The 26,405-nt window shown below is 63.5% G+C and carries 24 protein-coding genes and 4 pseudogenes; 16 read left to right on the forward strand and 12 right to left on the reverse strand.

The annotated features are described in order from the left end of the window. Nucleotides 1-9 precede the first annotated feature (9 nt). The 3 genes and pseudogenes from GIY56_RS12455 to GIY56_RS12465 form a co-directional block, all read left to right on the forward strand. Nucleotides 10-957: pseudogene (locus tag GIY56_RS12455) on the forward strand (LLM class flavin-dependent oxidoreductase); the annotation flags it as partial. A gap of 5 nt (nt 958-962) precedes the next feature. After that, the gene (locus GIY56_RS12460; RefSeq protein ID WP_154765229.1) at nt 963-1,757 is read left to right on the forward strand and encodes an alpha/beta fold hydrolase; all 795 of its coding nucleotides are present in this window, start codon (nt 963-965) and stop codon (nt 1,755-1,757) included. Between the two features lie 51 nt (nt 1,758-1,808). Continuing rightward, entirely contained in the window at nt 1,809-2,375 is a 567-nt protein-coding gene (locus GIY56_RS12465; RefSeq protein WP_154765173.1) for a flavin reductase family protein, read from the forward strand. Nucleotides 2,376-2,414: 39 nt separating this feature from the next. On the opposite strand, the gene cls is transcribed toward GIY56_RS12465, so the two are convergent. Beyond that, entirely contained in the window at nt 2,415-3,857 is a 1,443-nt protein-coding gene (cls, locus tag GIY56_RS12470; RefSeq protein ID WP_154765174.1) for a cardiolipin synthase, read from the reverse strand. Nucleotides 3,858-4,073: 216 nt separating this feature from the next. Then, nucleotides 4,074-4,973 carry an aldo/keto reductase gene (locus GIY56_RS12475; RefSeq protein WP_328288537.1) on the reverse strand — a complete coding sequence of 300 codons (900 nt, stop codon included), beginning with the start codon at nt 4,971-4,973 and terminating at the stop codon, nt 4,074-4,076. On the opposite strand from GIY56_RS12475, the gene GIY56_RS12480 reads away from it, so the two are divergent. Further along, nucleotides 4,937-5,419: an alpha/beta hydrolase family protein gene (locus GIY56_RS12480; RefSeq protein ID WP_196053618.1), complete on the forward strand. Its 483-nt coding sequence runs from the start codon at nt 4,937-4,939 to the stop codon at nt 5,417-5,419. The genes GIY56_RS12475 and GIY56_RS12480 overlap by 37 nt on opposite strands. 66 nt (nt 5,420-5,485) lie before the next feature. On the opposite strand, the gene GIY56_RS12485 is transcribed toward GIY56_RS12480, so the two are convergent. After that, nucleotides 5,486-5,767, reverse strand: a complete 282-nt coding sequence (locus tag GIY56_RS12485; protein WP_154765176.1) for a hypothetical protein — start codon at nt 5,765-5,767, stop codon at nt 5,486-5,488. Between the two features lie 352 nt (nt 5,768-6,119). Here GIY56_RS12485 and GIY56_RS12490 point away from each other — a divergent pair, with 352 nt between their 5' ends. Further along, nucleotides 6,120-6,266 (forward strand): hypothetical protein, encoded by a 147-nt coding sequence (locus tag GIY56_RS12490; RefSeq protein WP_154765177.1) that lies wholly within the window; start codon nt 6,120-6,122, stop codon nt 6,264-6,266. Nucleotides 6,267-6,355: 89 nt separating this feature from the next. On the opposite strand, the gene GIY56_RS18390 is transcribed toward GIY56_RS12490, so the two are convergent. The 8 genes from GIY56_RS18390 to GIY56_RS12525 form a co-directional block, all read right to left on the reverse strand. Beyond that, a complete protein-coding gene (locus tag GIY56_RS18390; RefSeq protein ID WP_230312482.1) occupies nt 6,356-6,499 on the reverse strand; it encodes a type II toxin-antitoxin system VapC family toxin in 144 nt (47 codons plus the stop codon). Between the two features lie 56 nt (nt 6,500-6,555). Next, nucleotides 6,556-7,488, reverse strand: coding sequence for an IS5 family transposase (locus GIY56_RS12495; RefSeq protein WP_154765178.1), 933 nt, complete (start codon nt 7,486-7,488; stop codon nt 6,556-6,558). A 705-nt stretch (nt 7,489-8,193) separates the two neighbouring features. Next, a complete protein-coding gene (locus GIY56_RS12500; RefSeq protein ID WP_154765179.1) occupies nt 8,194-8,349 on the reverse strand; it encodes a hypothetical protein in 156 nt (51 codons plus the stop codon). A gap of 260 nt (nt 8,350-8,609) precedes the next feature. Then, the gene (locus tag GIY56_RS12505) at nt 8,610-9,083 is read right to left on the reverse strand and encodes a DUF427 domain-containing protein (RefSeq protein ID WP_154765180.1); all 474 of its coding nucleotides are present in this window, start codon (nt 9,081-9,083) and stop codon (nt 8,610-8,612) included. Further along, on the reverse strand, nt 9,080-9,304 hold the full coding sequence (locus tag GIY56_RS12510) for a hypothetical protein (protein ID WP_154765181.1): 225 nt from the start codon (nt 9,302-9,304) through the stop codon (nt 9,080-9,082). The genes GIY56_RS12505 and GIY56_RS12510 overlap by 4 nt, the downstream gene beginning before the upstream one ends. A gap of 59 nt (nt 9,305-9,363) precedes the next feature. Beyond that, nucleotides 9,364-10,704, reverse strand: coding sequence for an ABC1 kinase family protein (locus GIY56_RS12515; RefSeq protein WP_154765182.1), 1,341 nt, complete (start codon nt 10,702-10,704; stop codon nt 9,364-9,366). A 14-nt stretch (nt 10,705-10,718) separates the two neighbouring features. Next, the gene (locus tag GIY56_RS12520; protein ID WP_154765183.1) at nt 10,719-11,048 is read right to left on the reverse strand and encodes a HepT-like ribonuclease domain-containing protein; all 330 of its coding nucleotides are present in this window, start codon (nt 11,046-11,048) and stop codon (nt 10,719-10,721) included. Next, the gene (locus GIY56_RS12525; protein ID WP_154765184.1) at nt 11,045-11,344 is read right to left on the reverse strand and encodes a nucleotidyltransferase family protein; all 300 of its coding nucleotides are present in this window, start codon (nt 11,342-11,344) and stop codon (nt 11,045-11,047) included. The genes GIY56_RS12520 and GIY56_RS12525 overlap by 4 nt, the downstream gene beginning before the upstream one ends. Nucleotides 11,345-11,596: 252 nt before the next feature. On the opposite strand from GIY56_RS12525, the gene GIY56_RS12530 reads away from it, so the two are divergent. The 6 genes and pseudogenes from GIY56_RS12530 to GIY56_RS12555 all read left to right on the forward strand — a co-directional run. Beyond that, nucleotides 11,597-12,229, forward strand: a complete 633-nt coding sequence (locus GIY56_RS12530) for a tyrosine-type recombinase/integrase (RefSeq protein ID WP_154765185.1) — start codon at nt 11,597-11,599, stop codon at nt 12,227-12,229. 418 nt (nt 12,230-12,647) lie between these two features. Then, nucleotides 12,648-13,418: a transporter substrate-binding domain-containing protein gene (locus GIY56_RS12535; protein ID WP_154765186.1), complete on the forward strand. Its 771-nt coding sequence runs from the start codon at nt 12,648-12,650 to the stop codon at nt 13,416-13,418. A 64-nt stretch (nt 13,419-13,482) separates the two neighbouring features. Continuing rightward, complete coding sequence (locus GIY56_RS12540; RefSeq protein ID WP_154765187.1) at nt 13,483-14,145, forward strand: amino acid ABC transporter permease; 663 nt, start codon at nt 13,483-13,485, stop codon at nt 14,143-14,145. After that, nucleotides 14,142-14,798 carry an amino acid ABC transporter permease gene (locus GIY56_RS12545; RefSeq protein ID WP_154765188.1) on the forward strand — a complete coding sequence of 219 codons (657 nt, stop codon included), beginning with the start codon at nt 14,142-14,144 and terminating at the stop codon, nt 14,796-14,798. The genes GIY56_RS12540 and GIY56_RS12545 overlap by 4 nt, the downstream gene beginning before the upstream one ends. Continuing rightward, complete coding sequence (locus GIY56_RS12550) at nt 14,795-15,553, forward strand: amino acid ABC transporter ATP-binding protein (protein ID WP_407946971.1); 759 nt, start codon at nt 14,795-14,797, stop codon at nt 15,551-15,553. The genes GIY56_RS12545 and GIY56_RS12550 overlap by 4 nt, the downstream gene beginning before the upstream one ends. 180 nt (nt 15,554-15,733) lie before the next feature. Further along, a pseudogene (locus tag GIY56_RS12555) lies at nt 15,734-17,260 on the forward strand (error-prone DNA polymerase); the annotation flags it as partial. A gap of 45 nt (nt 17,261-17,305) precedes the next feature. Here GIY56_RS12555 and GIY56_RS12560 read toward each other — a convergent pair. Further along, nucleotides 17,306-17,428 (reverse strand): annotated as a pseudogene (locus GIY56_RS12560) (IS3 family transposase); the annotation flags it as partial. Between the two features lie 288 nt (nt 17,429-17,716). Here GIY56_RS12560 and GIY56_RS12565 point away from each other — a divergent pair. The 5 genes and pseudogenes from GIY56_RS12565 to GIY56_RS12585 all read left to right on the forward strand — a co-directional run. Next, entirely contained in the window at nt 17,717-17,938 is a 222-nt protein-coding gene (locus GIY56_RS12565) for a hypothetical protein (RefSeq protein WP_154765189.1), read from the forward strand. A 201-nt stretch (nt 17,939-18,139) separates the two neighbouring features. Then, nucleotides 18,140-19,408 (forward strand): radical SAM/SPASM domain-containing protein, encoded by a 1,269-nt coding sequence (locus GIY56_RS12570; RefSeq protein WP_196053619.1) that lies wholly within the window; start codon nt 18,140-18,142, stop codon nt 19,406-19,408. 11 nt (nt 19,409-19,419) lie between these two features. After that, entirely contained in the window at nt 19,420-21,546 is a 2,127-nt protein-coding gene (locus GIY56_RS12575; RefSeq protein WP_196053620.1) for a TOMM precursor leader peptide-binding protein, read from the forward strand. A gap of 707 nt (nt 21,547-22,253) precedes the next feature. Then, nucleotides 22,254-24,764, forward strand: coding sequence for a calcium-binding protein (locus GIY56_RS12580; RefSeq protein WP_154765192.1), 2,511 nt, complete (start codon nt 22,254-22,256; stop codon nt 24,762-24,764). Nucleotides 24,765-25,143: 379 nt separating this feature from the next. Continuing rightward, nucleotides 25,144-26,155 (forward strand): annotated as a pseudogene (locus GIY56_RS12585) (IS256 family transposase); the annotation flags it as partial. Nucleotides 26,156-26,405 lie beyond the last annotated feature (250 nt).

The following is a 26,405-nucleotide window of genomic DNA, read 5'->3' on the forward strand; positions in this document are numbered from 1 at the left end:
GGCAAGAGCCGGGAGCCGCTTCGCGTCGCCGAAGAACAGGCGATGATCGACTGCATCAGCAACGGCCGTCTCGTTTCGGGCTTTCCCGTCGGGTTGCCCTGTGACGCCAACGTCAACAACGGCGTGCCCCCGTCCGAAACCCGGGCGCGGTTCGACGAGAACCTGGAACTGGTGCTGCGGGCCTGGAGCGAAAGGAAGCCCTTTCCGTTCAACGGCAAGTTTTCGCAGTACGGATCGGTCAACATCTGGCCGCGGCCGATCCAGGCGTCGGGACCGGCGGTCTGGATCACCGGCATCGGCAATCCCAAGACCATGGAGTTCTGCCTGAGCCGGAGCTTCGGCTTCAACTATTTCGGCTGGTTCGGGTGGAAGCTGACGGGGCGCCGGATCTTCGACCGGTTCGGATCCATCGCCGAGCAAATGGGCAAGAAGCGCAATCCGTTCCAGATCGGCTTCATGCAGACGATCGCCGTGGCCGAGACCGACGAGGAGGCCGAGCGGATCTATGGCCCGCACATCGAATACTTCTTCCGCAAGGCGCTCGGGTCGATCCCCCCGCATCGGCTGATGCTGCCCGGCGGCATAGACATCCGCGGCCTGGAATTCGTGCTGCGCGATCCGGCGGATTTCGGAATGGCCGCGAAGATGCGCACCGCCACTTTCAGGGAACTGGTTGACGCCGGCTGCGTGATCTGCGGCAGCCCCGAGACCGTGCGCGACCAGCTCGTGGCCATGTGCAAGGATTTCGGCATCGGCAATCTTCATGCGATGCTGCAGTTCGGCTCTCTGCCGAAGGAACTGACCCAAAGGAACATCGACCTGTTCTCGACCAGGGTCCTGCCCCATCTCAGGCCGATCTGGGAAGGCGAATACGATCATCACTGGTGGCCTGAACGCCTTGGCGGCAAGCCGGCAGCGTCGGAAGAAAAGGTCCGGGAAGAGGAGGCCGCCCTGTGAGCAGCATGATCGTCGAAAACCTCAAGGTGCCTGCCTGGGGCGGCCTTGTGACCATAAACGTCCAGGTCAAGGGGCAGGGACCGGACCTGATCTATTTCCATCCGGCGGCCGGCATGGCGTGGGATCCGTTCCTGGACGAGCTGGCGCGGTCCTATCGCGTCCATGCGCCCGAGTTCCCGGGCACCACGCCCGGAAACCCTTACGACATCCACAAGGTGGATTGCCTGCCCGACGCCGTGCTGATCTATGAAGAAGCGATCCGGGCGCTTGGGCTGAAGCAGCCCCTGGCCATCGGCCAGAGCTTTGGCGGCATGATCGCGCTGGAGCTTGCGTCCAGCTATCCCGACATCTTCTCGCGGCTGATCGTGCTTGACCCGATCGGCCTGTGGAAGCCCAGCCACCCCGTCACGAACTGGATCGAGGCAGCGCCCGCGGACCTGCCGAAGATCCTGTTCAAGGATCCCGCGTCCTCCGCGGCGCAGGCGATGCTGGCGGTGCCGGACGATCCGGAAACGGCCGTCCTGGCCACGGCGCAGCTTATCTGGAACCTCGGCGCCACCGGCAAGTTCGTCTGGCCCATCCCCGAAAAGGGATTGTCCAAGCGGCTGCACCGCGTGAAGGCGCCCGTGCTGATCGTCTGGGGCGAGGACGATGCGCTGATCTCCTCGGCCTATGCCGCGGACCTGGGCAGGCAGATCGCAGGCAGCCGCGTCGAGATCGTCAAGGACTGCGGCCACATCCCGCAGGTCGAGAAGCATGACGACACCATGGCGATCGTGCGGCCGTTCCTTGCGGCCTGAGTTCACCGCCGCCGGGTGCTGCCGCACCTGGCGCGAGCCTGGAGGAAGATGATGCACAGCGTTTCCGCAAGTCCCCCACCCGATGCAGGAGGCTTCGACGCAAGGGAGTTCCGGCGCGCGCTCGGCACCTTTCCGACGGGCGTCTGCATCGTCACCACCCGTTCCGGCGACGGAACCGCGATCGGCGTCACCTGCAGCAGCTTCAACTCGGTGTCGCTCGACCCGCCCCTGGTCCTGTGGAGCCTCGGCAAGGGCGCCTACAGCCGGCCGGTCTTCCAGGAGGCCGAGCACTGGACGGTGAACCTGCTTTCGGCGGATCAGGAGGATCTCTCGAACCGCTTCGCGCGGCCTGGCGAGGACAAGTTCAAGGATGTCGCCACCGAGACCGGACTGGGCCGGGTGCCGATGCTCACGCAGTGCTGCGCGCGTTTCCAGTGCCGGCGAGAGCATGTCTATGAAGGCGGCGACCACATCATCCTGGTCGGCCGGGTGCTGGCCTTCGACCGGTGCGACAGGCTGCCGCTGGTCTTCCACTCGGGGCAATACGCGCGCCAGATCGGCAACGATATCGCGCGCGCCTGCGGGATGCGCACCAGGCATCTGATCGACTGGATATAGGCCGCGACGCCCCCGGGTCTGCATCTTGACGGCCTGGCCCTAGTAGAGCGGCGACAAGAGCCGCAGCGCTGAATCGCGGAAGCGGTGCAGCCGGCTGCGGCGCGCGTATTCCTCGGGGTCGAAGGGCACGCAGTCGGCCAGGTCGCGGTCGAAGGCGGCCTCCAGGGCCTGGGCGGTGGCGGGGTCATAGATCACCGCGTTCAGCTCGTAGTTGATCGAGAAGCTGCGGATGTCCATGTTGGCCGAGCCGACCGAGCAGACCTCGCCGTCGATGCCCAGCGTCTTGGCATGAAGATAGCCGTGCCGGAACAGCAGCACCTTGACGCCCGCCCGCGCCACCTCGGCGAAATAGGTGTTGGCGGCCCAATAGGGCAGGATCTGCCCGGTGCCGCGTTCGCTGATCATCACCTGCACGTCCACGCCCCGCAGCGCCGCCGCGCTCAGCGCCTCCGACAGGCTGTCGTCGAGGATGAAGAAGGGCGACTGGATGCGCACGCGCCGCCGCGCCGCGCCGATCATGGCGAAGTAAAGCTGCCGGATCGCCGCCCAGTCCGAGTCGGGACCCGACAGGCTGACCTGGACGGGCAGGTGCGCGCCGGCGGCCTCGGGCGGCAGGGGCGCGAACTGCGCGGGCGAAAGCAGGTCCTCGTCGGTGGCGTTGCGCCAGTCCACGCAGAACACCGCCTGCAGCATTCCCACCGTGGTCCCTTCCAGCCGCAGGTGGGTGTCGCGCCAGCGGTGATGGAACTCCGGTCCCGGATCCACGTGCTCGTGGCCGATGTTCAGCCCGCCCGTATAGCCCACCCGCCCGTCGATCACCGCGATCTTGCGGTGGTTGCGGTACGAGATCGTGTGCAGCCGCCAAAGCCTGGAAAAGGGCTGCATGGCGACCCCGCCGGCGCGCATCTCGCGCAGGTAGCGCCGCTTGAGCATGAGAAGCGAACCCAGGGGGTCGTAAAGCAGCCGCACCTCGACCCCCTCGGCCGCCTTGGCCAGCAGGATGGACTTCAGTTCCTGGCCCAGCTCGTCCGACGACCAGCTGTAGTACTGAAGATGGATGGAAATGCGCGCCGCCTTCAGGTCCGCCATCAGCCGGGGATAGGTTTCGGCCGCGTCCTGCAAAAGCTCCAGCCGGTTCTGGACGGTGACCAGCGCGTTGGCGGTGCCGTTCACCAGCCGCACGAGGCCCGCCTGATGGGGCGCCTCGCGGTCCAGCCGCTCCAGCGCCCGCTCGTGCTGGGCGCGCAGCGACGCCAGCGCCCGTTCCAGGTCCTGCTCCAGATCCTGGTGCACGAGATGGCGCGACCCGGCCAGGCCCCGCATCTCGCGCCCGAACAGGAAATAGACCAGAAGCCCCAACCCCGGCACGAAGGCAAGCAGGAACATCCAGGCAAAGGTCGATTGGGGCCGGCGGTTCTCGCTGACGATGAAGACGATCATCGCCAGCACCCACAGCCCGCCAAGAAGGTAAAGAACGGTCACGGATCGGCATCCCTTGTCAAATGGCGTGTCGCGCGGACGCAAGCCGGACGGACCAAGCCAGGCCAGCGGCAATTGACCGCCACGCGACGGTTCTGGCACTACAAGCGCCCGATCCGGCCCGGCGTTCCCGCCCGGGACGGCTGACCCGCGCGCCAAGAAGACCCGCTTGACGCCCGGATCATCCTTCGGGTCCTGCTCGCGCGGGTGCGCCGGCCGTCAGTCCCAGGTGGGTACGCCGCTCGCGTAGCGTGCCCCGAACCCGCCGGTGGGCAGGATGTCCTTGATGCGCGCCAGGTCCTCGGCCGTAAGCGAAAGGTCGGCCGCGCCCACGTTCTCCTCGACCCGGACCGGGCTGCGGCTGCCGGGGATCGGCACGATGCGCGGCCCCTGCGCCAGAAGCCAGGCCAAGGCAAGCTGCGCCGCCGTGACGCCCTTTTCGGCCGCAAGCGCGCGAAGCTGCCCGGTGGCCGCAAGGTTCTTCTCGAAGTTGCCCGGCTGCCAGCGGGGATCGGAACTCCTGATGTCGCCGGGGCCGTATTCGCGGGCGGGCTTGGCCGCCCCCGTCAGGAACCCGCGGCCCAGGGGCGAGTAGGCGACAAAGCCCACGTCCAGTTCGTCAAGGGTGGGAAACAGCGCCTCCGCCTCGCGCTCGAAAAGCGAGAACTCGGTCTGCAGGGCCGTCACCGGCTGGACGGCATGGGCGCGGCGCAGGGTGTTGGGACCGGCCTCGGACAGGCCGAAGTGCTTGACCTTGCCGGCCGCGATCAGGTCGCGGACGGTGCCGGCCACGTCCTCGATGGGCACGTTCGGGTCCACGCGGTGCTGGTAAAGCAGGTCGATGATCTCGACGCCCAGATGGCGCAGGCTGTTGTCCACCACCTCGCGGATGTGCGCGGGCCGGCTGTCGGTGCCATAGTCGCGGCGTCCAGAGGCCCGCGAGGAAGAACAAGGGCCGGCTCTTGTCCAAGGCGAACCGGTGCAGCGGCTTGCGCTTCGTCCCCGGGTCCGCCCCGGTGCCGATAACGTTACCCTTGACGTTCTTGGTGGATGGCTGGTCCTGTGAATGGAGCCAGTGCCGCTTGACGGGAATATCGCGGACGCGCTGGCGGTTCGCACGCGCGGGCATCTGGGGAAACAGCCTGGGCGGCACGTTGGCCGCGCTTGCGGCGGCGACCGGCACCTTTTTCGACGCCGTCTGCGCGAACAGCGGATCCGCGCAGCCGTCCGAGGCGGGCGAGAGGTTTCCGCGTTTCCTGGACAAGATCGCCGCCATGATGGGCACGGCGGATCGGGCACGGGGCACGGACATGCTGGCGCGGCTTGATCTTTCGGAAAGGCTGCCGGACCTGTCCTGCCCGCTGCTGGTTCTCCACGGCGGAAACGACACGCTGTTCTCGCAACAAAATGTCCGGAAGATCCACGATCTGGCGGGGTCCCGCGACCGCACGATGCTTGTCTGGGACGATGGCGAACACTGCCTTTATTCCTATGCGGCCGAGCGCAATGCGATCGTGGCCGGCTGGTTCCGAACCAGGCTCGAACGCGAAGGAGGTCTGCAATGAACCTCGAATCCCTTGGCTACGTGGGGATCAGCACCCGGACCCTGGGGGACTGGTCGGATTACGGCATCAGGCCGAGGCCTGCAGGCCGTTGACCGCAGTGGCAAATCCCCGGCATTCCCGATGGACGACCGCAAGCAGCGCCTTCATGTCGAGGAAGACGGGCGCGACGGCTGCCGCTTCTTCGGTCGGGAGGTCGCGGACGCCGCGGCAATGGACCTTTTCGGCGCCCCTCTCGAACAGCACCGCATCCCCTTTGAACGGGGCAGCCGGGATCTTGCCGAAAGGCGCCGGGTGGCGGATCTGCTGATCCTGAAGGATCCTGCCGACAATCGACGGGAAGTCTTTCACGACGGCGAAAGCGCCTCCGATCCCTTCAAGCCCGGCCGTGCCACCACAGCCTCGCCTTTGTCGAAACCGGTCTCAAGGGCGTGCATCACCTGATGATGGAGCTGATGAGCCTTGATGACGTGGGCCAGGGATGGGATCTTGGCCCAAGGCGAGTTCCTGAGCGAAAGGGGCGAGCGTGTGGCTGACCGGAAAATGTCCGCTGCCGCGCCGACACGTCGCGGGCATCCTGCAAAGGCAGAACCCTCGGACATCAACTGCTCTCCGCGAGGAAGGATCGACGGTACGGAAGCGCAAGGCATGTCGCAAGGCTATCGGCACACGGTCCGCCCGATCCTGAGGGAAAAGCGGACCGATGCCCGCCGATCGCGACTTCGTCCATGATCAGTTTGCTGGCAGGCGGCACTTCGGGTCCCGAACGTGGTGGATCATCACCCGGGAATGCGGCGATCCCGACACGTCGATCTCGGGCGTGGCGCGGGGAGAAGGCAAGCGCGTCTGACGCCGCGCTTGCCTCAGAAGGAGCCGACATACGACAGCCCGAGAGCGCAACCGGCGATATGTCTCCGGGATCACCCGAAGCCCCCTTTTTTACGCCAGATCGGTTCTTGAGAAATCATCGCCCTTGTAGAGCAGCGGGGCGTGATAGGTTTTCGCGCAGGCGCAGGCGCAGGCGCAGGCGTAGGCGTAGGACAGCGCATCGCCCATGTTCAGCTGTGCCGGATGGCCGACCACCTTGGCTCTGTTGCACAAATCGCCTGAAGGGCACGCTTCCCCTTTCCCCAAGCGGCTCAGGCGACGGGTTCTGTGACGGGGATGCCAAGGGCGGTGAAGCGGTTCAGGATGGCAATGCGGACTTGAAGTTCGGCGGTCTGGCGATTGAAGTCTCGGGCCATGAGCTTCTGGCCGAGCAGCTTCATGCAGTTCATCTTGGTCTCGACACGGCTGCGGCGGTGATAGCCGCTCCAGCGGTGCCAGATCGTGCGGCCCAACCGTTTGATCGCGCGCAGGGCTTCGTTCCTGCCTTCTGCCCCTGGGCTGTCCTTCTTCCACGGCTTGGCATTGCGCCGGGGTGGAATGACGGCGTCCGCGCCCCGGTTCGCGATGGCGTCCCGGCAGCCGCGGGTGTCGTAGGCGCCGTCCGCGGTGACCGACGCGATCGGCTCGCCCTCAGGGATCTGGGCAAGCAGATCAGGCAACACGGGCGCATCGCCGACGCCGCTGCCGGTGATCTCGACTGCGCGGACCTCGAGCGTGCTCTCATTGACGGCGAGGTGGACTTTGCGCCAGACCCGCCCGCGTGACCCGCCATGCTTGCGCGCGTGCCATTCCCCTTCGCCCCGGACCTTGATGGCGGTGCTGTCTACAAGCAGGTGTAGCGGGCCGCTGCTGCCCCGGCAGGGCAGCTGCACCGCGAGCGTCTTCTGCCGGCGGCACAGGGTCGAGAAGTCCGGCACCGGCCAGTCAAGGCCTGCCAGCTTCAGAAGGCTCGCGACGAACCCCGTTGTCTGGCGAAGCGGCAGGCCAAAGAGCACCTTGATCGTCAAGCAGGCCTGGATGGCGGCGTCGCTGTAGACAGCCTGCCCGCCGCGCTTGCCCGATGGCGCCGCGTGCCAGGGCATCGACAGGTCCAACCAGACGGTCAGCGACCCGCGCTCACGCAACGACGCATTGTAGGAAGACCAGTTCAGGGTGCGGTAGCGGGTCAGGACAGGCTTGGACATGCCGCCCAGCTATGCCGCTGGACCTGCGATGTGAATCCCGGGGAGGCTTCGTGCAACAAGGCCTGGCAGGAGTGTCACGATGGTGATGTTGTCCGGGGTTCCCACGACGCTGCTGCCTGCAAGCAGCGTAATTGTTAGACCACAGCCTTAAAACCCCTTGCGAGGTGAGAACAATACCTGCAACCGCACGCTTGGCGTGTTGGTGAGCGCCGCAAGCCAGTCAAGGGAAACGAGGCCGGGCGACGACCAATGGCCTCGCCTTGGCTTCTGCAATACCCCTTTCTGCTTCAGCGCCGCTTGCGGCCTTTCCGGGAACCCATAGCCGCGGCAAAGGCCATGCGGCCTGCCATTATGGGCATGTATGACATCTCGGCTTTCTGCCGGCCAAGAACGGCCCCTGGCCGCCGGTCGGCCTTTGCAAACTGCGGCACTGCAGTTCCCCAGATCGGACGCTGGCGCAGAGCGCAGCAAGATCGATCATGAGTCGTCCGCACGGGACCGAGCTGCCGTTTGCAGGTGCAGCGCGCCTTGATCAACGATCGTTGCCGAGCTCTGGAAGTCGACAGTGAACTTCGCCTCCAATGATATGACCGCGCCCCTCTCGCGGACCCCCTGTGGCACATCGACGCTGTCTGGCAGTTGAACCATCAGGGATGTTCAAGATCATGTTCGCGATGGTCACTCACCGCGCAACGCGTCGCTCCTTCAACGGAAGCCGACGCGCTGCACGTCGATCCGGGCAACGTGATCCCGGCCGTAGGCGACGACGGCAACCGAGGTCAGGCTGGCGGGTCTGGGCACGCGGCGCAAGAGTGCGCCGGAGGGGGCGCAGGCCTCGAACGGCGGACGGATCTCGCCCACCCCTAGGTCACTTCGAAGCCGGCCTGACAGCATTGCCAGGGCAGGAGGGTACGCCGGTGTGCAGGTGCACGAAACAGCGCCGGTCATTGCCGCGCAGGACAAGCCGCCCGCCGGACGTGCCGTCCGGCGGGCGGCCTGGAAGCGCGATCCGCATCTGGATGAACCCGCCCCGGTTGGCGGTGCTGACGCGACCGGTCAGCCGCCGTATCGTCATGTCCCCGATGGACTCCGGCCGCCTGAGACGCGTGTCGCCTGGCAGCTTACCAATGCCGCGTTCCGGGCGCACCCTTGATCTGGCCCTCCAGATTGGGCGTGACCCATCCGCCGTAGAAGTCGCCCGGTTGCGGCATGACGCGCGACTCACCGACCCAGGCCTCGTCCATCAGCCCGGCGTAGAAGGCGACATGGCCGGCAAGAGCGGCAAACCCCGCGGTGGGGTGGTCATAGGCCCAGGCCGCGCGCGGGGCGGTCTTTGCTCCGGCGATCACGTCGAAGTAGCGCGCCACGCCCTTCCATTCGCAGAAGCTCGTCCCGGAAACCGGGCGAAGGCTGGCCTGCACGTCGCCTTTCGGCAGGTAGTAAGTCGGCGCATGGTGCGTCTCCAGAACCCGAAGGGCGCGGACCGTTTCGGCGACGACGGCGCCGCCCAGAACGACCCTGATCCGATGCTGCACCGGCTCGACCCTCGGCGGGCGCGGGTAGGATTGGACGTTTTCGCGCGGCAGGTCGGTCATGCAAAGGCCCCGCCGACAAAACGAGCGAGCACGGCTCCGGCGAGTCCGATATGGACCAGCGCCACAGAAAGGCCGCGCAGCCGCTTGAACCGGACCTTCGCCCCCGCATCTGTGGCGTAATTGATGACAAGCATCAGTACCTCGCGGGCTGCAAACCCGAAGGAATGGAGCACCATGCCCCCGAACAGCAGCGCCGTGGCCAAAAGGGCAAGGGTCAGCATGGGCAATCTCCGCTAGCGAAGTCAGGCTTGAGACAAAGGTAACGTCCCTTGCCGCGGTTTCAACGCGGCATCGTGGCGCGACGGCAATAGGCTTCCACCATCGGACGCAGGGCGACGCGCGCCTGCAGTTTTGCTGCCATCAGATACATGCCACCGATCTTGCGGTGCAGAAACAGTGTCGCGGCAGGGGGCACATGGGCAAGCTCGCGCTCATTGCCGATGGCAAGCCCCATGTCGCGCAGGCGCACCAGCAGGTCGCTGCGCCCGAAGTCGAACGGTCTCTCCTGTCGCAGGGGTGTCATCGCGATGTCGAACATCGACTGGATCAGCGCCTGATGATGCGGGGCGGTTGCCGGGCCGAAATACCCGATGCGCTCCATCGCGGCCCGAGTCTCCTCTGTCCCGCCATCGAGGGCCACCCGTGCAAGGGCGCGGAAATCGGCGACAAGCGGGGGCGCGATGGCTTGCACGGCCCCGAAATCCAGAAGCACGATGCGGCCCGTCCTGGGATCGTAACGGTAATTGGCCGGATTGGGATCGGTCTGCATGAGCCCGAAGGCAAAGAGCTCGCGCAGGACAAGGTCGATCAGTGCCGCGGCCAGACGGTCGCGCAGATCTTGCGGTGCCCCCGCCAGACTGTCCAGCGGCGCGCTGTCCAGATAGGTCATCGCCAGCACTTGCGGCGTGCAGAGATCTGCCTGCAGTTCCGGCAAGACGAAGATGTCCGAACCTGCAAGCAAGGCGCCGAACCGCCCAAGGTGCCCCGCCTCGGCCACATAGTCCGCCTCGACATGCAACTGGCGCTTCGCCTCGGCCATCAGGGGCGCTAGGTCCATTCCGCGCGGCAGCACCCCTGGAAGCCGCAGGAGGGTTGCCATGTTATCGACATCGCTGTCGATGCTCGCGCGCACGCCGGGATACTGCACCTTGATCACAAGGTCGCGGCCGTCGCGCGTGACCGCCCGGTGGACCTGCCCGATCGAGGCCGCCGCAAACGGGCGCACGTCGAACCGGGCAAAGCGCTTGTGCCAGCCCTCGCCCCATTCGGCGCTCAGCACGGTCTGCAGCTGCTTGGGCGGCATGTGGCGGGCATCGTCCCGCATCCGGCCAAGGATTGCCGTCAACTCGTCGGGCAGGACAAGCCCGGTATCCATCGACAGCATCTGCCCCAGCTTCAGCGCCGCACCCCGCAGATGCGACAGCCCGGCGGTGAGGCGCAGCATGTTGGCCGGCGTCAGCAGAAGCTGCGCTGCGTCGGGCCGTCTGCCCTGTGCCAGCGCCCGCAGCCCGCCCGCCGCGACGCCGCCCGCGATCGCGGTTGCGATGCCGCCGAACTGCAACAGCCGCCCGACACGGCCGGTCGGCACGGCGGCGCCGGCATCATCATGGTCCCGAGGCATGGCGGACCTATCCTTCAGCCCGAGACGGCGGGGGCCTGCCTGCGCAGCCGCCGCAGGTGCCGCCGATAGATGACAGGGGCCAGGACGACGTCGTAGATGCGGTTACGCATCCCGCAGATACCGCGCCGTGGGATCGCAGCCTTTGCATCCGCAAAGTCCGGGTGATCCGACACGATCCGGCTCGCGGCCTCTCCGACGATCATCAGGCTCATCACCATGGCGCGCTGCGTCCGAAGATCTGCCAGGAAATCCTCTTCGGCCATGCCTTCCGTAAAGGTGAGGGCATCGGCTGCTGCCGTCACCATCTGCAGGATGTAGTCTGAGAGTCGATTGTCTGCGCTCAAACCGGGAGCGCCTGCCGCAGGACTTCCGCACGGATGTGCGCAGGCAGGTCCATCGGGGTCTTCACATCGACCCGAACGCCAAGTGCTTCTTCCAGCGCATCCTGCAAGCCCCCAAGATCGAAGAGCGTGGTCTCCGGCAGAGGTTCGACCAGCACATCCAGGTCGCTGTCTGCCCGATCCCTGCCTGTCAGAACGGAACCGAACACCCGGGGATTGGCCGTGCGATGCCGGACCGCAAGTTCACGGATCAGGTTGCGCCCGTATTGCAGGGCTTGGGATGGCGTCTGGCTCTGCATCGCAAGGTTCTCCTGCAACTAATATAGGTGATCTGGGGGCAACAGCCAATCCGTGATCATGCCTCGGGAGGCACCAGGTTGTCAGGCTCTCTGTTCGCTGCGAGTGGCATGAACGACTGTTTGTCCAGGTTGCCGCAATCGCCATGCCGCATCGCCATGGGCTGCACAAAGCGACTCGGAAATCTCGTGATACCATTGAGCTTGTCGGATCATCCGAAGTCAGGGAGGGGGTGGAGGACAGGAGGTCACACCATGTCCATTGATCTTCTTCCTGCGCTCCGGCCTGAACGTCCTGCCTGGAACAAGGGGCGCATCGTCGGCCAGAAACGCCCGCTGCTGCCGAAACACCTCTGGTCGATCCGGGTTCGCCTGGAAATGGCGGACAACAAGCGCGATCTTGCGTTGTTCAACATGGCCGTCGACAGCAAGCTTCGAGGCTGCGACTTGGTCTGCCTGAAGGTCCGGGATGTCTTCGCTGCCGGAAGGGTGAAGGAGCGCGCCTCGGTCACCCAGATCAAGACGGGCAAGCCGGTCCGCTTCGCGCTTACCGAAACCACGCGTCATTCGCTCGAAAGCTGGATCGCCGATCCAGAGATGCTTGGGCTGGAATATCTCTGGCCCAGCCGACTGCACGGCAGCGTGCATCTGTCGACTAGGCAATATGCGCGGATCTTGCGCGGATGGGTTCTCTCGATCGGTCTCGAGCCGAGCGCCTATGGCACGCATTCGATGCGCCGGACCAAGGTGGCGCAGATCTACAGGAAGACGGGCAACCTGCGGGCGGTTCAGCTTCTGTTGGGCCGCACCAAGATGGACAGCACAGTTCGATACCTTGGTGTCGATCTCGACGATGCGCTGACGTTGTCAGAGGGGATCGACCTGTAATTTGGAAGCCGGCCGGCCCATTCCTGCCGCTCGGCCTCCGTCCACTCCTGCGGTGCCGCATCCCCAAACCAGCCGCTCGTGCTACTGCAGCATCTCGGGAACTGCTCCACGGACGGCTCCGATCCCTAGGATGACCGACGAGCCCGTAGCCCATGCTTCCCGATATCGAGCCGCTGCGCATCTTGCGCTTCGAGCTTGCCCGGCCGGTAGGAGGCTTCGTGGCACTCCTGCCCGATCTCATTGCTGCCCTGGTCGTTTTGGTTCTGACATGGTTGGTGGCGCGCTACGCTAAGGCGGGGCGAGGCCCGGCTTCTCCGGCCTTGGCACCAGCGCCCGGCGCTCATCGCGGAGGAAGGAACAAGATGCCTATGGCGAGTGTTCCAAAACAGACGGTACCAAAGCATGGGAGAGGTCTGGAATGAAGATGCGTATATGGATAGGCGCCTCGGCGCTGGTTGTGGGAGCGCTCTTCTTTGGACCGGCGGCTCAGGCCGATGATCTGGCCAGGATCCGGGAGGACGGCAAGATGAGCGTAGCGCTGTCCGGTGCCTTTCCGCCCATGAGCTTTGTCGACGAGAACAACGATGTCGTGGGCTTCGACGTCGATATCGGCTCCGAGCTTGCGCGCCGCATCGGAGTGGAGCCAGAGATTGTCACCACCGCCTGGGAGGGCATCATCGCCGGTCTGGTGACCGGGCGGTTCGACACCATCGTTGGATCGATGGGCATAACCGAGGAGCGCAAGCAGGCGGTCGATTTCGTGGGCCCTTACTACCGCTCGGGCCTGGCGGTTTTTGTCATGCCGGATTCGCCGGCCCGGTCCTTGGCCGATCTTTCGGACAGGACGATTGGCGTCAGCATCGGCACCTTGTCCGAACAATGGGCCAACGACCGCGGCGGCTGGACCGTGCGCACCTACAAGGGCTTGCCGGAACTGTACCTGGAACTGAAGGCAGGCCGGATCGACGCCTTCATAGACGATGACGTGCCGGTGCTGGCAGCGATCAAGGGCGGCGAGAACTTTCGCCAGATCGAGGACGACACTCTCCCTGTGTCGGACATAGGCATCGCTATCCGTAAGGACAGTCCTGAGCTAAAGGCCGCGCTGCAAAAGGCCTTGGACGACATGATGGCCGATGGCACCTATATGGAGATTTCCAATAAGTGGCTGGGCGCGGACATGCGTTGAGCATTGGTCGGACTGGCTGCCACTCGCGCGGTGACAGGCGGCGTGCCTGCTGGAGATTGGCAGGATGGATCTGGATCTGATCATGCGGACCACCCAATTTCTCGGGGAGGCCGCGCTGATGACCCTGGCATTAACGGCCGGTTCGCTGGTGCTTGGCATCTTGGCAGCCGGTGCCATTGTCGTCGCCCGCCTTTCCCGCTGGACGGCAGTCCGGGCGCTGGTGGCTGCTTATGTCAGCGTGATGCGGGGAACACCGCTTCTGGTGCAGCTGTTCGTCCTTTATTTCGGCGGGCCGCAGATTGGGCTGACCCTGTCGCCCTTTGCCGCCGGCGTCGTCACCTTCGGGCTGAACATCGCGGCCTACATGTCCGAAGGGTTACGCGGCGCGATCCTGTCCGTCGACAAGGGCCAGACAGAGGCCGCTCGAACACTCGGATTCGGCCGACTGGCGACGATGTTCCACTTCATCCTACCGCAATGTGCAGCGCTGATGATCCGGTCCTTGGGCGTCAACGCGGTGATCCTGATCAAGGGCACGGCGCTGATCTCTACCATCGGGGTCGTGGACCTGACCTATTCGGCGCAGCGGATCATGACATCCAGCAGCCAGCCCTTCGAGGTGTTTGGAATCGCCGCCGCCTACTACATGCTGATCGTTTTCGGCCTGACACGGATCATGCGGCTGGCGGAACGGCGCTTTGCCCTGCCGGACGAGGCGCGGGCATGAACCTCGATTTCTCGGTCGTGCCACCCTTTGCCGGAGCGCTGGCCATCGGCGCCCTTTGGACGATCCTAATCACCGCACTGGCCGGGGCAATCAGCCTGATCGTCGGGATCGGTCTAGCACTTGCCCGGATTTATGCCCCGGGCTGGATTCGGGCGCTGCTGGCGGTGCCAGTCTTCATCATCCTGGGCACGCCCTTGCTGCTTCAGCTCTTTCTGGTCTATTATGGCCTGTCGCAGCTGGGCCTCCGTCTACCCGCCTTCTTTACCGGGGTGGTGGGCCTGGGCCTGCACTATGCGGTCTACAACGCCGATATCCTGCGTGCGGCGATCCTTTCGGTCGAACAAGGCCAGTACGAGGCGGGCCGAGCGCTCGGTTTCGGCCGTGGGGCGACGCTGCGACATTTCGTGCTGCCGCAGGCGCTATATCGGGCGCTGCCGCAAATCGGGAACAACATCCTCGTGCTGCTAAAGGACTCGGTGCTCGTCTCGGCCATCGGGATTATGGAGTTGGTGCTGTCGGCGCAACTGGCGATCAGCCGCACCTTCCGCCCGTTCGAGTTCTACATTTCCGTGGCGGCAATCTTCTACCTCATCAACCTGGCGTTGGAATGGGCGCTGGCCCGGATCACCCGCAGAACCGAGGCGATGCGATGATGACACCAATGGTGGAACTGAAGGGCCTGCGGAAAGTGTTCGGTAGGCTGGAAGTGCTGAGGGGCATCGACATGTCGGTGGACAAGGGGCAGATCCTGTCGCTGATCGGTCCCAGCGGGTCGGGCAAGAGCACGCTTCTGCGGTCGGTCAACCTGCTGGAAACGCCGACCGGTGGCGAAGTCTGGCTGGACGGGACACGGGTCAATGCGGACCTCAAGGGCCTCGCCTATGAACGTCATGTGAATGGGCTTCGCCGCGAGATGCAAATGGTGTTCCAACAGTTCAACCTCTTTCCACATCTGACCGTCATGCAGAACCTGACCATCGGGCCTATGAAGCTTCTGGGCTTGTCCAAGGCCGAGGCCGAGGCCCGCGGCGAGGAATTGCTGTGCAAGGTCGGGCTGGCGGAAAAGGCCTTGGCCTATCCGGCAAGGCTCTCCGGCGGGCAAAAACAGCGGGTGGCGATCGCCCGGGCACTGGCGATGCGTCCCAAGGTGATGCTTTTCGACGAGGTCACGTCGGCCCTTGACCCGGAATTGGTGGACGAGGTCAACGCGGTGATGAAGGATCTGGCTGCCGAGCATATCACCATGCTGATTGTGACCCATGAGATGCGCTTCGCGGCAGAGGTGACTGACTGGGCCGTCTTCATGGACGAGGGCATGGTGGTCGAGGAAGGCCCGCCCGACCGGCTGTTCAGCGACCCCGAGCATCCGCGTACCCGCAGCTTCCTGCGCAAACATCTGGGTGCCTGACGCCCATCCGCCGGAGGTCCAGAGCCCGCTGCCTTGGTCAGATTTTCATGCGAAAGCGTTCGCGGCGGCGCTGGAAGCGGTGGTCATCTCGACCGAGGCATCCGCCACATCACCACGGTCGAGGCCTTGGGCTTTCGCCGCGAGCGCCATGCGGACCGGTATCTGAAGCCGCCTGCCGAGATGCACCGGCTGTTTTCCCGCTACCCCGAAGCCCTGGCCCGGACGGTGGAGATCATGGACCGCTGCCGGTTTTGCTTGGATGAACTTCGTCACCAGTATCCCGAGGAGCGCGCCGACCCGAGCCTTTCCCCGCAGGAGACTTTGGAGCAGTTGACCTGGGAGGGAGCCGCGTCCCGTTATCCCGAAGGCGTGCCGGAGGAGGTCAGGACATCGCTCGGCCACGAACTGCGCCTGATTGGCAAGCTGTCCTACGCTCCCTACTTCCTGACCGTCCATTCCATCGTCCGCTTCGCGCGCTCCTGTGGCATCCTCTGCCAGGGCCGTGGATCGGCGGCTAATTCCGCTGTCTGCTTTGTGCTGGGCATCACCGCCATTGACCCGAGCCGCGGTGATCTCCTGTTCGAGCGCTTCATCTCCGAAGAACGCCACGAACCGCCCGACATCGACGTGGACTTCGAGCACGAGCGCCGCGAGGAGGTGATCCAGTGGGTCTACCAGACCTACGGCCGCGACCACTCCGCGCTTTGCGCCACAGTGATCCGCTACCGGGCCAAAGGCGCCCTGCGCGACGTGGGCCGTGCCATGGGCCTGCCCGAGGACTTGATCCAGACCCTTTCCGGCCAGATCTGGGCCTGGTCCGAGGAGGGCGTCAGCGACGCGCAGATCCGCGAGCTGAACCTCGACCCCTCTGACCGGCGCCTGCGGCTGACGCTGGACTTGGCCCGCCAGCTCATGGGCTTTCCCCGGCATCTGTCGCAGCATCCGGGCGGGTTCGTGCTGACCCAGGACCGCCTGGACAACCTGGTGCCGATCGAGCCTGCCGCCATGGAGGACCGGCAGATCATCGAATGGGACAAGGACGACATCGACGCGCTGCGCTTCATGAAGGTCGACGTCTTGGCCTTGGGAATGTTGACCTGCATGGCCAAGGGGCTGGCCTTGATCGAAGAGCACAAGGGCATCACCCATGACCTCGCCTCCATCCCGTCCGAAGACCCGCGCACCTATGCGATGATCCGGAAGGCCGATACCTTGGGAACCTTCCAGATCGAGAGCCGGGCGCAAATGGCCATGCTGCCGCGCCTGAAGCCGCGCACCTACTACGACCTGGTGGTGCAGGTGGCGATCGTTCGGCCTGGTCCCATCCAGGGCGACATGGTCCATCCCTATCTGCGCCGCCGCGAAGGCAAGGAGCCGGTCGCGTATTCGACACCGGAACTTGAGAAGGTGCTGGGCAAGACCCTGGGCGTGCCCTTGTTCCAGGAACAGGCCATGCGGGTGGCGATCGACTGCGCGGGCTTTACCCCTGGCGAGGCCGACCTGCTCCGCAAAAGCATGGCCACCTTCAAGTTCACCGGCGGGGTCAGCGCCTTCAAGGACAAGCTCGTCACCGGCATGGTGGCGCGAGAGTATGATCCCGACTTCGCCGAGCGGACCTTTCGCCAGTTGGAAGGATTTGGCAGCTATGGTTTTCCGGAAAGCCATGCGGCCTCCTTTGCGCTGGTGGCTTATGCCTCGGCCTGGCTGAAGTGCTGGCATCCCGATGCCTTCTGTGCGGCGCTGCTGAACAGCCAGGCCAATGATGCTTTCGGCGAGAGCGTTGTCATAGGAGTCGCCGACGCTGCCGACCGAGGTGTCGATGCCTGCCTCGGTCAGCCTCTCGGTGTATTGGATCGACAGATACTGGCTGCCTCGGACGCCCTTCTGTTTGTCAAGCGGCAATTCCGGTCTGATTGATCTCATCCGACAAAACTTGTGCAGTCGGCGGCTTCCTGCCATACAACATTAGGCAATGAGCATTGAATTTTTACAAGAGTAAATATTTTACCTCTTAGTTAAAAATTTATATTGACGAACCTTAGAACAAATTTAATAATGTTTTTAGCTTGTGTAAACACAGGCTGAATATCGCAAGGTTTATCGATGGCAATGAATATTAATAAATGTTCTTGCCACAATTCTAACTTGGATCAAAGGTGCATAATGGCTCAAGAACTCGATCCTATTGTTGAAGCCCTTGCTCAGGCAAGGCTCAATCTGAATGCCGCGGTCGAAGGCATGACCACTGGCGCTGCGGCCTCCAAATTGTCCGACGCGCAACTCAGCCGCCTGAAGGCCCTGTCAGACCAGAACACGGGCTGTCAGAACAGCGGCTGCGGCGGTGCCGAAGCGGCCCTTCGCGACAAGACGGGCATCATCAAATAAGGCCCTTCCGGCTTCTTGTTCGGCGGTTCGCTTGCGGTCCGCCGAACATCCGCCGCCCTCACGGGCAGATTGCCGTGAAGGTTCATTATCCAGAGGCGCGGAATAATCATGCAGAAACTTTCCAGATATGTCATTGCATCGCCGGTCTTCGCGGAAGGCAGGGAAAATCGCCATGTCCTTTTCTCGACCCGGACAGGGCAGATGTTCGAAGTGCCGCAGGCGATCTGGGCCGTCCTGCGCGAAGGCGGGTTCGACAAGCTGAACAGCGATGTCCTTGCCCAGCTTTCCCAAGCCGAAATCCTGGTACCCGAGAGCGAGGCAGAGCTGTCCACCATGCTGGACCGGAACCGCGACGGCATCCGGGTCAATCCGCATCTCAATTACGTCATTCAGCCGACGGCGCATTGCCAATTGGGCTGCGGCTATTGCGGCCAGACCCATGAGCGCACCAATCTGAGCCGCGCGAACGAGGCCGACATCCTGCGTGACGTGCAGGCGCGGCTGGACCGGGGACCCTTCACCGAACTCAACCTGTGCTGGTTCGGCGCCGAGCCGCTGTCTGGCATCCAGCAGATGCGTTCGCTGACGCCGCGATTGCGCGCGCTGTGCGAGGAACGCGGCGTCGAGTATCGCGCCAGCATCATCACCAACGGACTGGCCATGTCGAAGAAGATCGGGTCCGAGTTGGTCGGGCCGCTTGGGGTCGTCTCGGTCACCGTCTCGCTGGACGGGACCGCGCCTCATCACGACCGTCGGCGCCACACGAAGTCCGGCAAGCCGACCTTCGACCGGATCCTCGCCAATCTGGTCCAGCTTGTGGGAACGGCGGGGGATGCGCCGATCGAGATCAAGGTGCGTTGCAATGTCGATCGGGAAAACGCCTCGGACGTGCTGCCGCTGCTGCGCAGGCTGCGTGACGAGGGATTGGCGCAGGCGATCCAGTTCTATACCGCGCCGATCCATTCCTGGGGCAATGACGCGCAACGCCGCAGCCTTGAACCCGACGATTACGCGGCGCAGGAATTGTCCTGGTTCGTCGAGATGAAGCGCATGGGCTTTTCGGTGCCGCTGGTTCCCAAGCGGCAACCCGTGGTCTGTCTGGCGGTGCAGCCCGACGCGGCGCTGGTCGATGCCCACGGCACGTTGTTCAACTGCACCGAGGTTTCCTATGTGCCCAGCTATAGCACACCCAACCGCTTTGCCATCGGGGATCTAGTCACGGGCGAACGGCAGGCCGAGGTGCGCGACATCCTGGGCAGTTTCAACGATCAGGTCGAGGCCGGCGCCTTCGGGTGCAGCCATTGTCCCCTGCTGCCGGTCTGCGGCGGCGCCTGCCCCAAAGAATGGATCGAAGGCCGTGCCCCCTGCCCCAGTTCGAAACGCAACATGGCGGAAAGATTGCTTCTGGCCGCTGCCTTCGAGCGGATCGACAGGGCCGCCGCCGATCCCGCCCTGCCCGAGATGGCCTGAGGGAGGCGGTTATGCTGCTGCGGCGGGACCGGATACACCTTCAGCCGGACGGGGTGCTGACCCTGACCGACGCCGGTCCTGTCCTGCTGCGCGGCAGGGCGGTCCGGGACCTTGTGGAAACGCTTCTGTCTGGCGGGACCGACACCGTCCAGGGCGGATCAACGGCCGCCTTCCGCGACCTGGCCGCGTTTCTCGGGACCGCGGGCTTGACGGGAGCGAGCGACGGGACGCCGGACCCGGTGCCTGCGCGAACGGGGCACGTGCTGCTTGCCGGCGACGCCGAGTGGGTTCCTGGGCTGGCCCGGGAACTCGTCTCGGGCGGCCTCTCACGCCTGTCGGTCTGGAGTCCCCCTGCGGAAGACGGCGCCGCATCGACCATCACGCCCGGCGGCGAGGCACCGCTTTCGGCGGATATGGACCTGGTCATCGGCGCGCTGGCTCCGCAACGACCGGGCCTTCAGGTCCAGTTGGAGCAATCCTGCCGCCATGCAGGCATCCCCTTTCTGGGGGCAGAGATGATCGGCGCGAGGGGCTTCGTCGGTCCCGTCTCGCGCGCCGGGGTGGCCGGTTGCTGGCTTTGCGCCCGGCAGCGCCGCTGCGCCCACGAGCCCGACCCCGAGGCCCGCGCGCGCGCCGACCGGCTGGCCGGGCCGCATCACCACCGACCCGACCCGGAAGCCGCGCGATTCTTCGCCCGCTCGCTCGCCACCGAGATCCGGCGCTGTCTGGACGCAGGCGCGGCGGGCCCCTTGGAAGGACGGATCAGGATCCTCGACATCCGCGGTCAGGCGTCAAGCCTGCACGACATCATTCCCATGCCCTTCTGCGAAACCTGCGGGAACGATCCGGTCGCGGCCGACCCCGTGGCCGCCGGACCTTGCGCGGATCCGCGGCAACGGTTCCGCAGCTGGCTGGACCCCCAGACCGGGGTGATCGTCGGGCCGGTCCTGCGCGACAGACCCCGCGCGCTGCCGGGCACCTTCGTCGCCGTGGCCGAGGCCACACCGTTTTGCGGCTTCCGCGACGATCCCGCCCCGGCCGAGCCTGCCTGCGGCAAGGGGGTGACGGAAGACCGGGCGATGCTGGGCGCGATCGGGGAAGCCATTGAACGCTATGCCGCATCCCGCTGCGACACGCGGGCGCTGATCCGGGCGCGGATGCGGGATCTGGACGGCCCGGTCCTGGACCCCCGCCGGATCGGCCTTTACGGCAAGGATCAGTATGCCGCGCCGGGCTTTCCCTTCCGCCCCTTCGATCCCGAGGCGCAGGCCTTCTGGACCGCCGCCATCAATCCACGCAGCGGGGCGCGGACATGGGTGCTTGCCGAGCAGGTGTATTACCGGCTTCCGGCCGGACATTCGAACCATCTTCAGCAGATGACCTCGAACGGGCTGGCGGCAGGCGCCGATCGGGAAAGCGCGGCGATGCGCGCGATCCTCGAGGTGATCGAACGCGACGCGATCCTGACCGCATGGCTGCGGCGGGACGCCGGGCGCCTGCTGCCGCCGCATGGGTGCGACGCCGCGACGCGCACCATCCTGTCGGGGCTGCGCCGAGCCGGCGCCTCGGTCGCGCTGCATCTGCTGGACGGCGCGGGGGGCGTGCCGGTGGTCATGTGCATGGCGACCGGAGACGGCATCCGCTGGCCCGGGCTGACGGCGACATCGGCCGCGGATCCCGATATCCGGCGGGCGGCGGCAAAGGCGGTACTGGAGCAGGCCTCGTCCGGACTCGGGTTGGCAAGGATGCTGCACGAGGGCAAGGGCCCTCGTCCGCGCCTGGCCCGCGACGTGCGGCAAGGGCAGTTCATCGACCACGCCTGCTACTACCTGCCGCCCCGACCGCAGCAGCTTGCCTTTTTGCAACAAGCCGCACGGCACGACCCCGCTGCCGCCCCCCCGTCACCCATGGCTGGGCTGGAGGATCTGGTGGATCGGCTTTACCGGCAAGGGCTGACGGTGCTGATCGCGGACGTGACGCCCCGGGACGTGGCCGCCGCGTCGCTGCGGGTGGTGCGCGCCCTGGTGACCGGCCTGCTGCCGCTGTCCTGTGGCTTCGGGATGCTGCATCTGGGTTCTGCCCGGCTGCGCGACGTGCCGCCGGGCGCGTTGAACCCCGCCCCGCACCCCTTCTGCTGATTGCCGCGCGAGAAGCGAGCCGCTAGGGCGTGCCGACCTGTCCGGTGCGGATTGGCACCTGTATCTAAAGCGGAGTGTGTTCATATCAACGACGGCGTGATGACCGGTAACGACACGATCAGGGGGTCACGGCGATGCCGATTTGCTAGGAACGTCTGCCCTCGATCAGCCATCCCCTGCACCCAACAGGCATGATCATTTTCGATCCATTCATCGTGGGAAGCCACGCGATCACCACTGGCATCACGAATTGCCTTTGCGGCGTCTCTCTAAGCAGTGGATGCACTTCTTCCTGATGTGGAATCAGTTGCTGCAGGTCCCAAGAGGCTAGAATTTGTGGCACGTTACAAGACTGAGAAGTTGCCAAATACTAAAGATTTATTAAATTATTAAACTTATTTAAGTCAGCGTTTCGACCAGCATCATTACAATGGCAACTCCTGTTGATGAGTGGGTGGTATGCATCTTGTTACGCTAAGCAGTCTGTTTCTTTCTTGGACACGATCTCCCAGTTGAGACCATAAGATAGTGTTTAAATTATTAATATGATTTTACTAGTTTTTCCCTACTAGAAACGATCTCAATCTGCTGAATATTGACCTGTGATGTCGGGTTTGGCGGGTCGGCTCACATTCAAGGGAAAACACCCCTGAACGCGCAAGTCTGACGAGCGCGCCGCCGTGGAAAGTTACAGTGGGCGGATCGTCATGGAAATCACAGCATCGGGGCAGATAAGCCAAACCATAAACAGCAGCCACTTCGGAGGCAATGCGCTCTGGCATGTTGATTATGAGATATCGAAACTGACTCAAAAAGTCACAATGCTGGGGATCGGCAATCTACGCTGGCCTGGTGGGGCAATCACCGAGCTTTTCTTCGATCCAGCAAATCCAGATCAGCCGCTTGCCGTAGGTCGAAATGAAACCATGACCCTTGATCCCAAGGAGATCCTGTCTTTTACCGAGGCGATGACGCTGGCCAAGACAACTGGCCACGCGCTTGACCTGGTCATACCCACCCGGCATCTCCTTGGTGAACCGGATGCGAACGGCTACCGCGCTATAGACCTGAAGGCCGTTGCCGAAATCACCGAGTTTGCGAAATTGGCACTTCAGCTGAACGGGCAATATCCTGATGCAACAATTGCATCGTTTGAGATTGGAAACGAATACTGGGGTTCTGGCATGATGACTGCCAAGGATTACGGCAGGCTAGCCAACATTCTAGTTAAGGCTGTGCAAGCTGGCATCGATGCTGCAGGATCAAGCCAAAGTCCCAAAATCCTTATTCAGATGGGTGATGCTTGGGGTCCTGATTTCGAACCTGGAGGCGAATACTACGACAAGAACCTGACCTGGAAGCAAATACTTGAACAGGCAAACAAGGATGTCATCGAAGGGCTCGACGCGACAACCCGAAAGATGATTGACGGCCTTATCGACCACCACTATCCCCGAACTGATAATGAGTTGAGTTATAACGGCTGGAGCCATGAGAAGAAGCTGTCTGTATGGGAGGCCGCAGGCCTCAAGCTGCCAACGCATATCACCGAATGGAACCTCAACAACTATGGACTCAAGGACGGCCAAGATCGTTTTGCCGCTGGCATGGGCCTTCTTGAGTCCTTTGAATACATGATCCGCATGGGTGCCGGTACGGCCCATGTGTGGCCTATCACACAAAGCACTCCGACCGATCTGACTGGCAAGGCCGGTGGCGAAGCCAGCAATCTCTCCGTAAGCGGAGCGGTCTTCAAGCTCCTGTCGGAAAATGTGCGGGGTCTGTCCTGGCAGAACACCAGCATCGAGGATGTTTCGGAGATCGAAAGTTCCTACTATGTGGGCGCTGATAAGGCTGTCCTGTTCCTGACCGCCGATGATGACAAGGCCCTCCAGCAAACCTTTGATTTGTCGTCCCTTGTGCCGGGAGGCGGGGGAGCCGGCGTTTCGATCAAGGTCACCCAGACCTGGGTGGTGCGCAATGCAGAGATGGACCGCTGGGTCGGCAAGGACCAGGGAGCGCAGATCATATCAGGGCCAGTGAGCGCGAACGCTTCGGTCTCGGTTGATTTGGAACCCTATGAAACCGTGATGATAACAATCGAGCGGCTATCCCCCGTGCTGCCGCCAAAGCCCCTCGACAAAATAGAGGGAACGGCTGGTGCCGACATTATCAAGTGCGGGAGCATCTCGGAGACCATCAAGAGTCTTGCCGGACACGACAATGTTCAGGGCAATGCAGGGAATGACACGATACTCGGGCAAGAGGGCGATGATATTCTTTTTGGGGATGCTGGACAGGATGTTCTCCAGGGAGACAGAGGTAACGACCACCTTTATGGCGGCACCGGCAATGATGTCCTTTATGGCTTGGCTAATGAGGATCGGCTCTACGGCAACGGCGGGAACGACAGGCTCGTGGGCGCTGATGGCAACGACTTCTTTGACGGCGGCGCTGGCAACGACGATCTTATCGGCGGAGACCGGAACGATGACATGATGGGAGGTGTCGGCAATGATCGTCTCTGGGGTGATGCTGGTAACGACACCCTGAATGGCGGAGGCGGAAATGACGTCCTGTGGGGTGGCAACGGAGACGACCGGATCACCGACCTTTTGGGTAATGCCAACATCAATGGAGACAGTGGTAATGACAGGATCCAGGTTGGAGCCGGGAGCGACACAGTCCATGGTGCCGCAGGAAACGACCATGTCAACAGTGGCGCTGGAAACGACCATGTCAATGGAGGCGCTGGAAACGATAGGCTCTATGCCAATAGCGGTAACGACACCCTGCTTGGGGGTGACGGATTCGATTGCATGATCGGAGGCGCAGGGAATGACCTTATCCATGGCGGAGGCGGCATCGACATTATTGTCGGTGGCCATGGCGATGATCGGCTTTTTGGCAATGCTGGGAATGATAGGTTTTATTTTGGAGCATCGGTACATGGTGAAGGCGAAGGTAGCTTCGATATCGTGACCGGCGGCACCGGTGCAGATATGTTCATCTTTGGAGAGATGTCGGGCTATACGGAAATTCTGGATTATCGGGATGGAATTGATCGGATACTTTTCCATGATGCATCGGTTCGAAGCATGGCAGATTTGACCCTCCAAGCGAGCGGCGACGATGTGGTGATCACCTACGACGGCGGGACGGTAAGACTGAGCAATATCGCCTTCTCGGAAATGACTGCGGACGATTTCGTCTTCTGAGTTGGAAAAGAGAGGGGCTGCAAAGACGGTTACGCCTGGAACTTGCCCGATTGACCAAGCTTTTCTCCCTGCCAATGCACGCCATTGCGGCTGCACCTGCCCAGAAGAAAAAGGAATTTCGTATGGACTCCCTCTGAATGCACAAGTCTTGCAGAGCAGGGATCAACTTTCGCCGCCCTTGGGGTAGGAGGCGGGACAGTTTTAATAACTGTTCACGGCAGATTAGACACCGTGTTAGATCATCTCATGACAGAGCCTGTGCAAGGCACCAGGGATGCTGTTCCTGAGCGTGGTGTAGGTTCTGGCTGAGGTGGTCACTGGCGATGTTCGGTTAGGGTCTGGTTGCTGACGCCAACCTAGGACCGAGAGGACCACCGACATGATGACCTTCCGCGACCTCGTGGAGAAGGCCCCCGACGCGGACCTGCTGCGCAAGATGATTGGCTTTGCCGCGGAGCGGCTGATGGAGTTGGAGGTCGGCGCCGTGACGAGCGCGGCCTACGGCGAGAAGGACCCCGCGCGGCGGTTGCAGTGCAACGGCTATCGTGACAGGGACTGGGAGACGCGCGCCGGGACTGTCGAGCTGCGCATGGCCGAAAAGGCGCTGACGGCGGTGATCCAGGAGGCCTATGTTCACGGCATCTTGACGCGATCCGTGGATGATCTGATCAAGGCGATAGGTATGTCGGGGATCAGCAAGAGCCAAGTCTCGCGGCTTTGCGAGGAGATCGACGGCAAGGTGAAGGCGTTTCTCACCCTTCCCCTCGAAGGCGACTGGCCCTACCTCTGGACCGACGCGACCTACCTCAAGGTCCGGTGGGGCGGTCGGATCGTCCCGGCCGTCGTCATTATTGCGATTGGCGTGAACACCGACGGGCGGCGCGAGGTTCTGGGGCTGGAAATCGGCGCCTCCGAGGCCGAGCCGATCTGGACGGAGTTCCTGCGCAAGCTGACGCGGCGCGGCCTGCGGGGCGTGAAGCTGGTCATCAGCGACGCCCTCGAGGGGCATCAAGGCTGCCGTCTCCAAGGTCCTCAGCGCCACCTGGAAGAGATGCATTGTTTACTTCCAGCGCAACCCCCTTGCCCACGCCGGAAAGAGCGGGCGACGCGTTGTCTCGGCTTTCATTGCCACAGCGTGCGCACAGGACACAGCCGAAGCCGCCAGCACCCAGTGGCGCGCCGTAGCCAACCAGATCCGACCCAAGGTGCCAAAGCTCGCCACGCTGATGGACGACGCTGAACACGACGTGCTGGCCTACATGGCCTTCCCCAAGGAACACCGGGCCAAGTTGCACTCAACCAACCCGATCGAGCGGCTGAACGACGAGATCAAGCGCCGCACCGACGTTGTATGCGCTAGCTCAAATGCGACTGTGGTTGCCGAGATAGTTGCACGCGGCAGTACTCGCTTCAGAGCAAGTTGGCCTTGAAGACTTTGGCTGTGGTTCGGAACCCCGCCGGAAGCGTGATGTTTATAGCTCTGGTTGCCCGCCCTGGATCATCTTGAACAATGTCAGTTCACAGCCATGCACCAGACCGAGGTGCCATTGAGCGCCTGCGTGGGGTCACACAGGTTCATAAGGTGGAGCGGACAGACACCAAGCTAGGCTGTCAGCATCCTCCATCGAGGTTTACAGTTTT

Origin of the sequence: Paracoccus lichenicola, from assembly GCF_009708075.1 — a bacterium.
Lineage (GTDB): Bacteria > Pseudomonadota > Alphaproteobacteria > Rhodobacterales > Rhodobacteraceae > Paracoccus > Paracoccus lichenicola.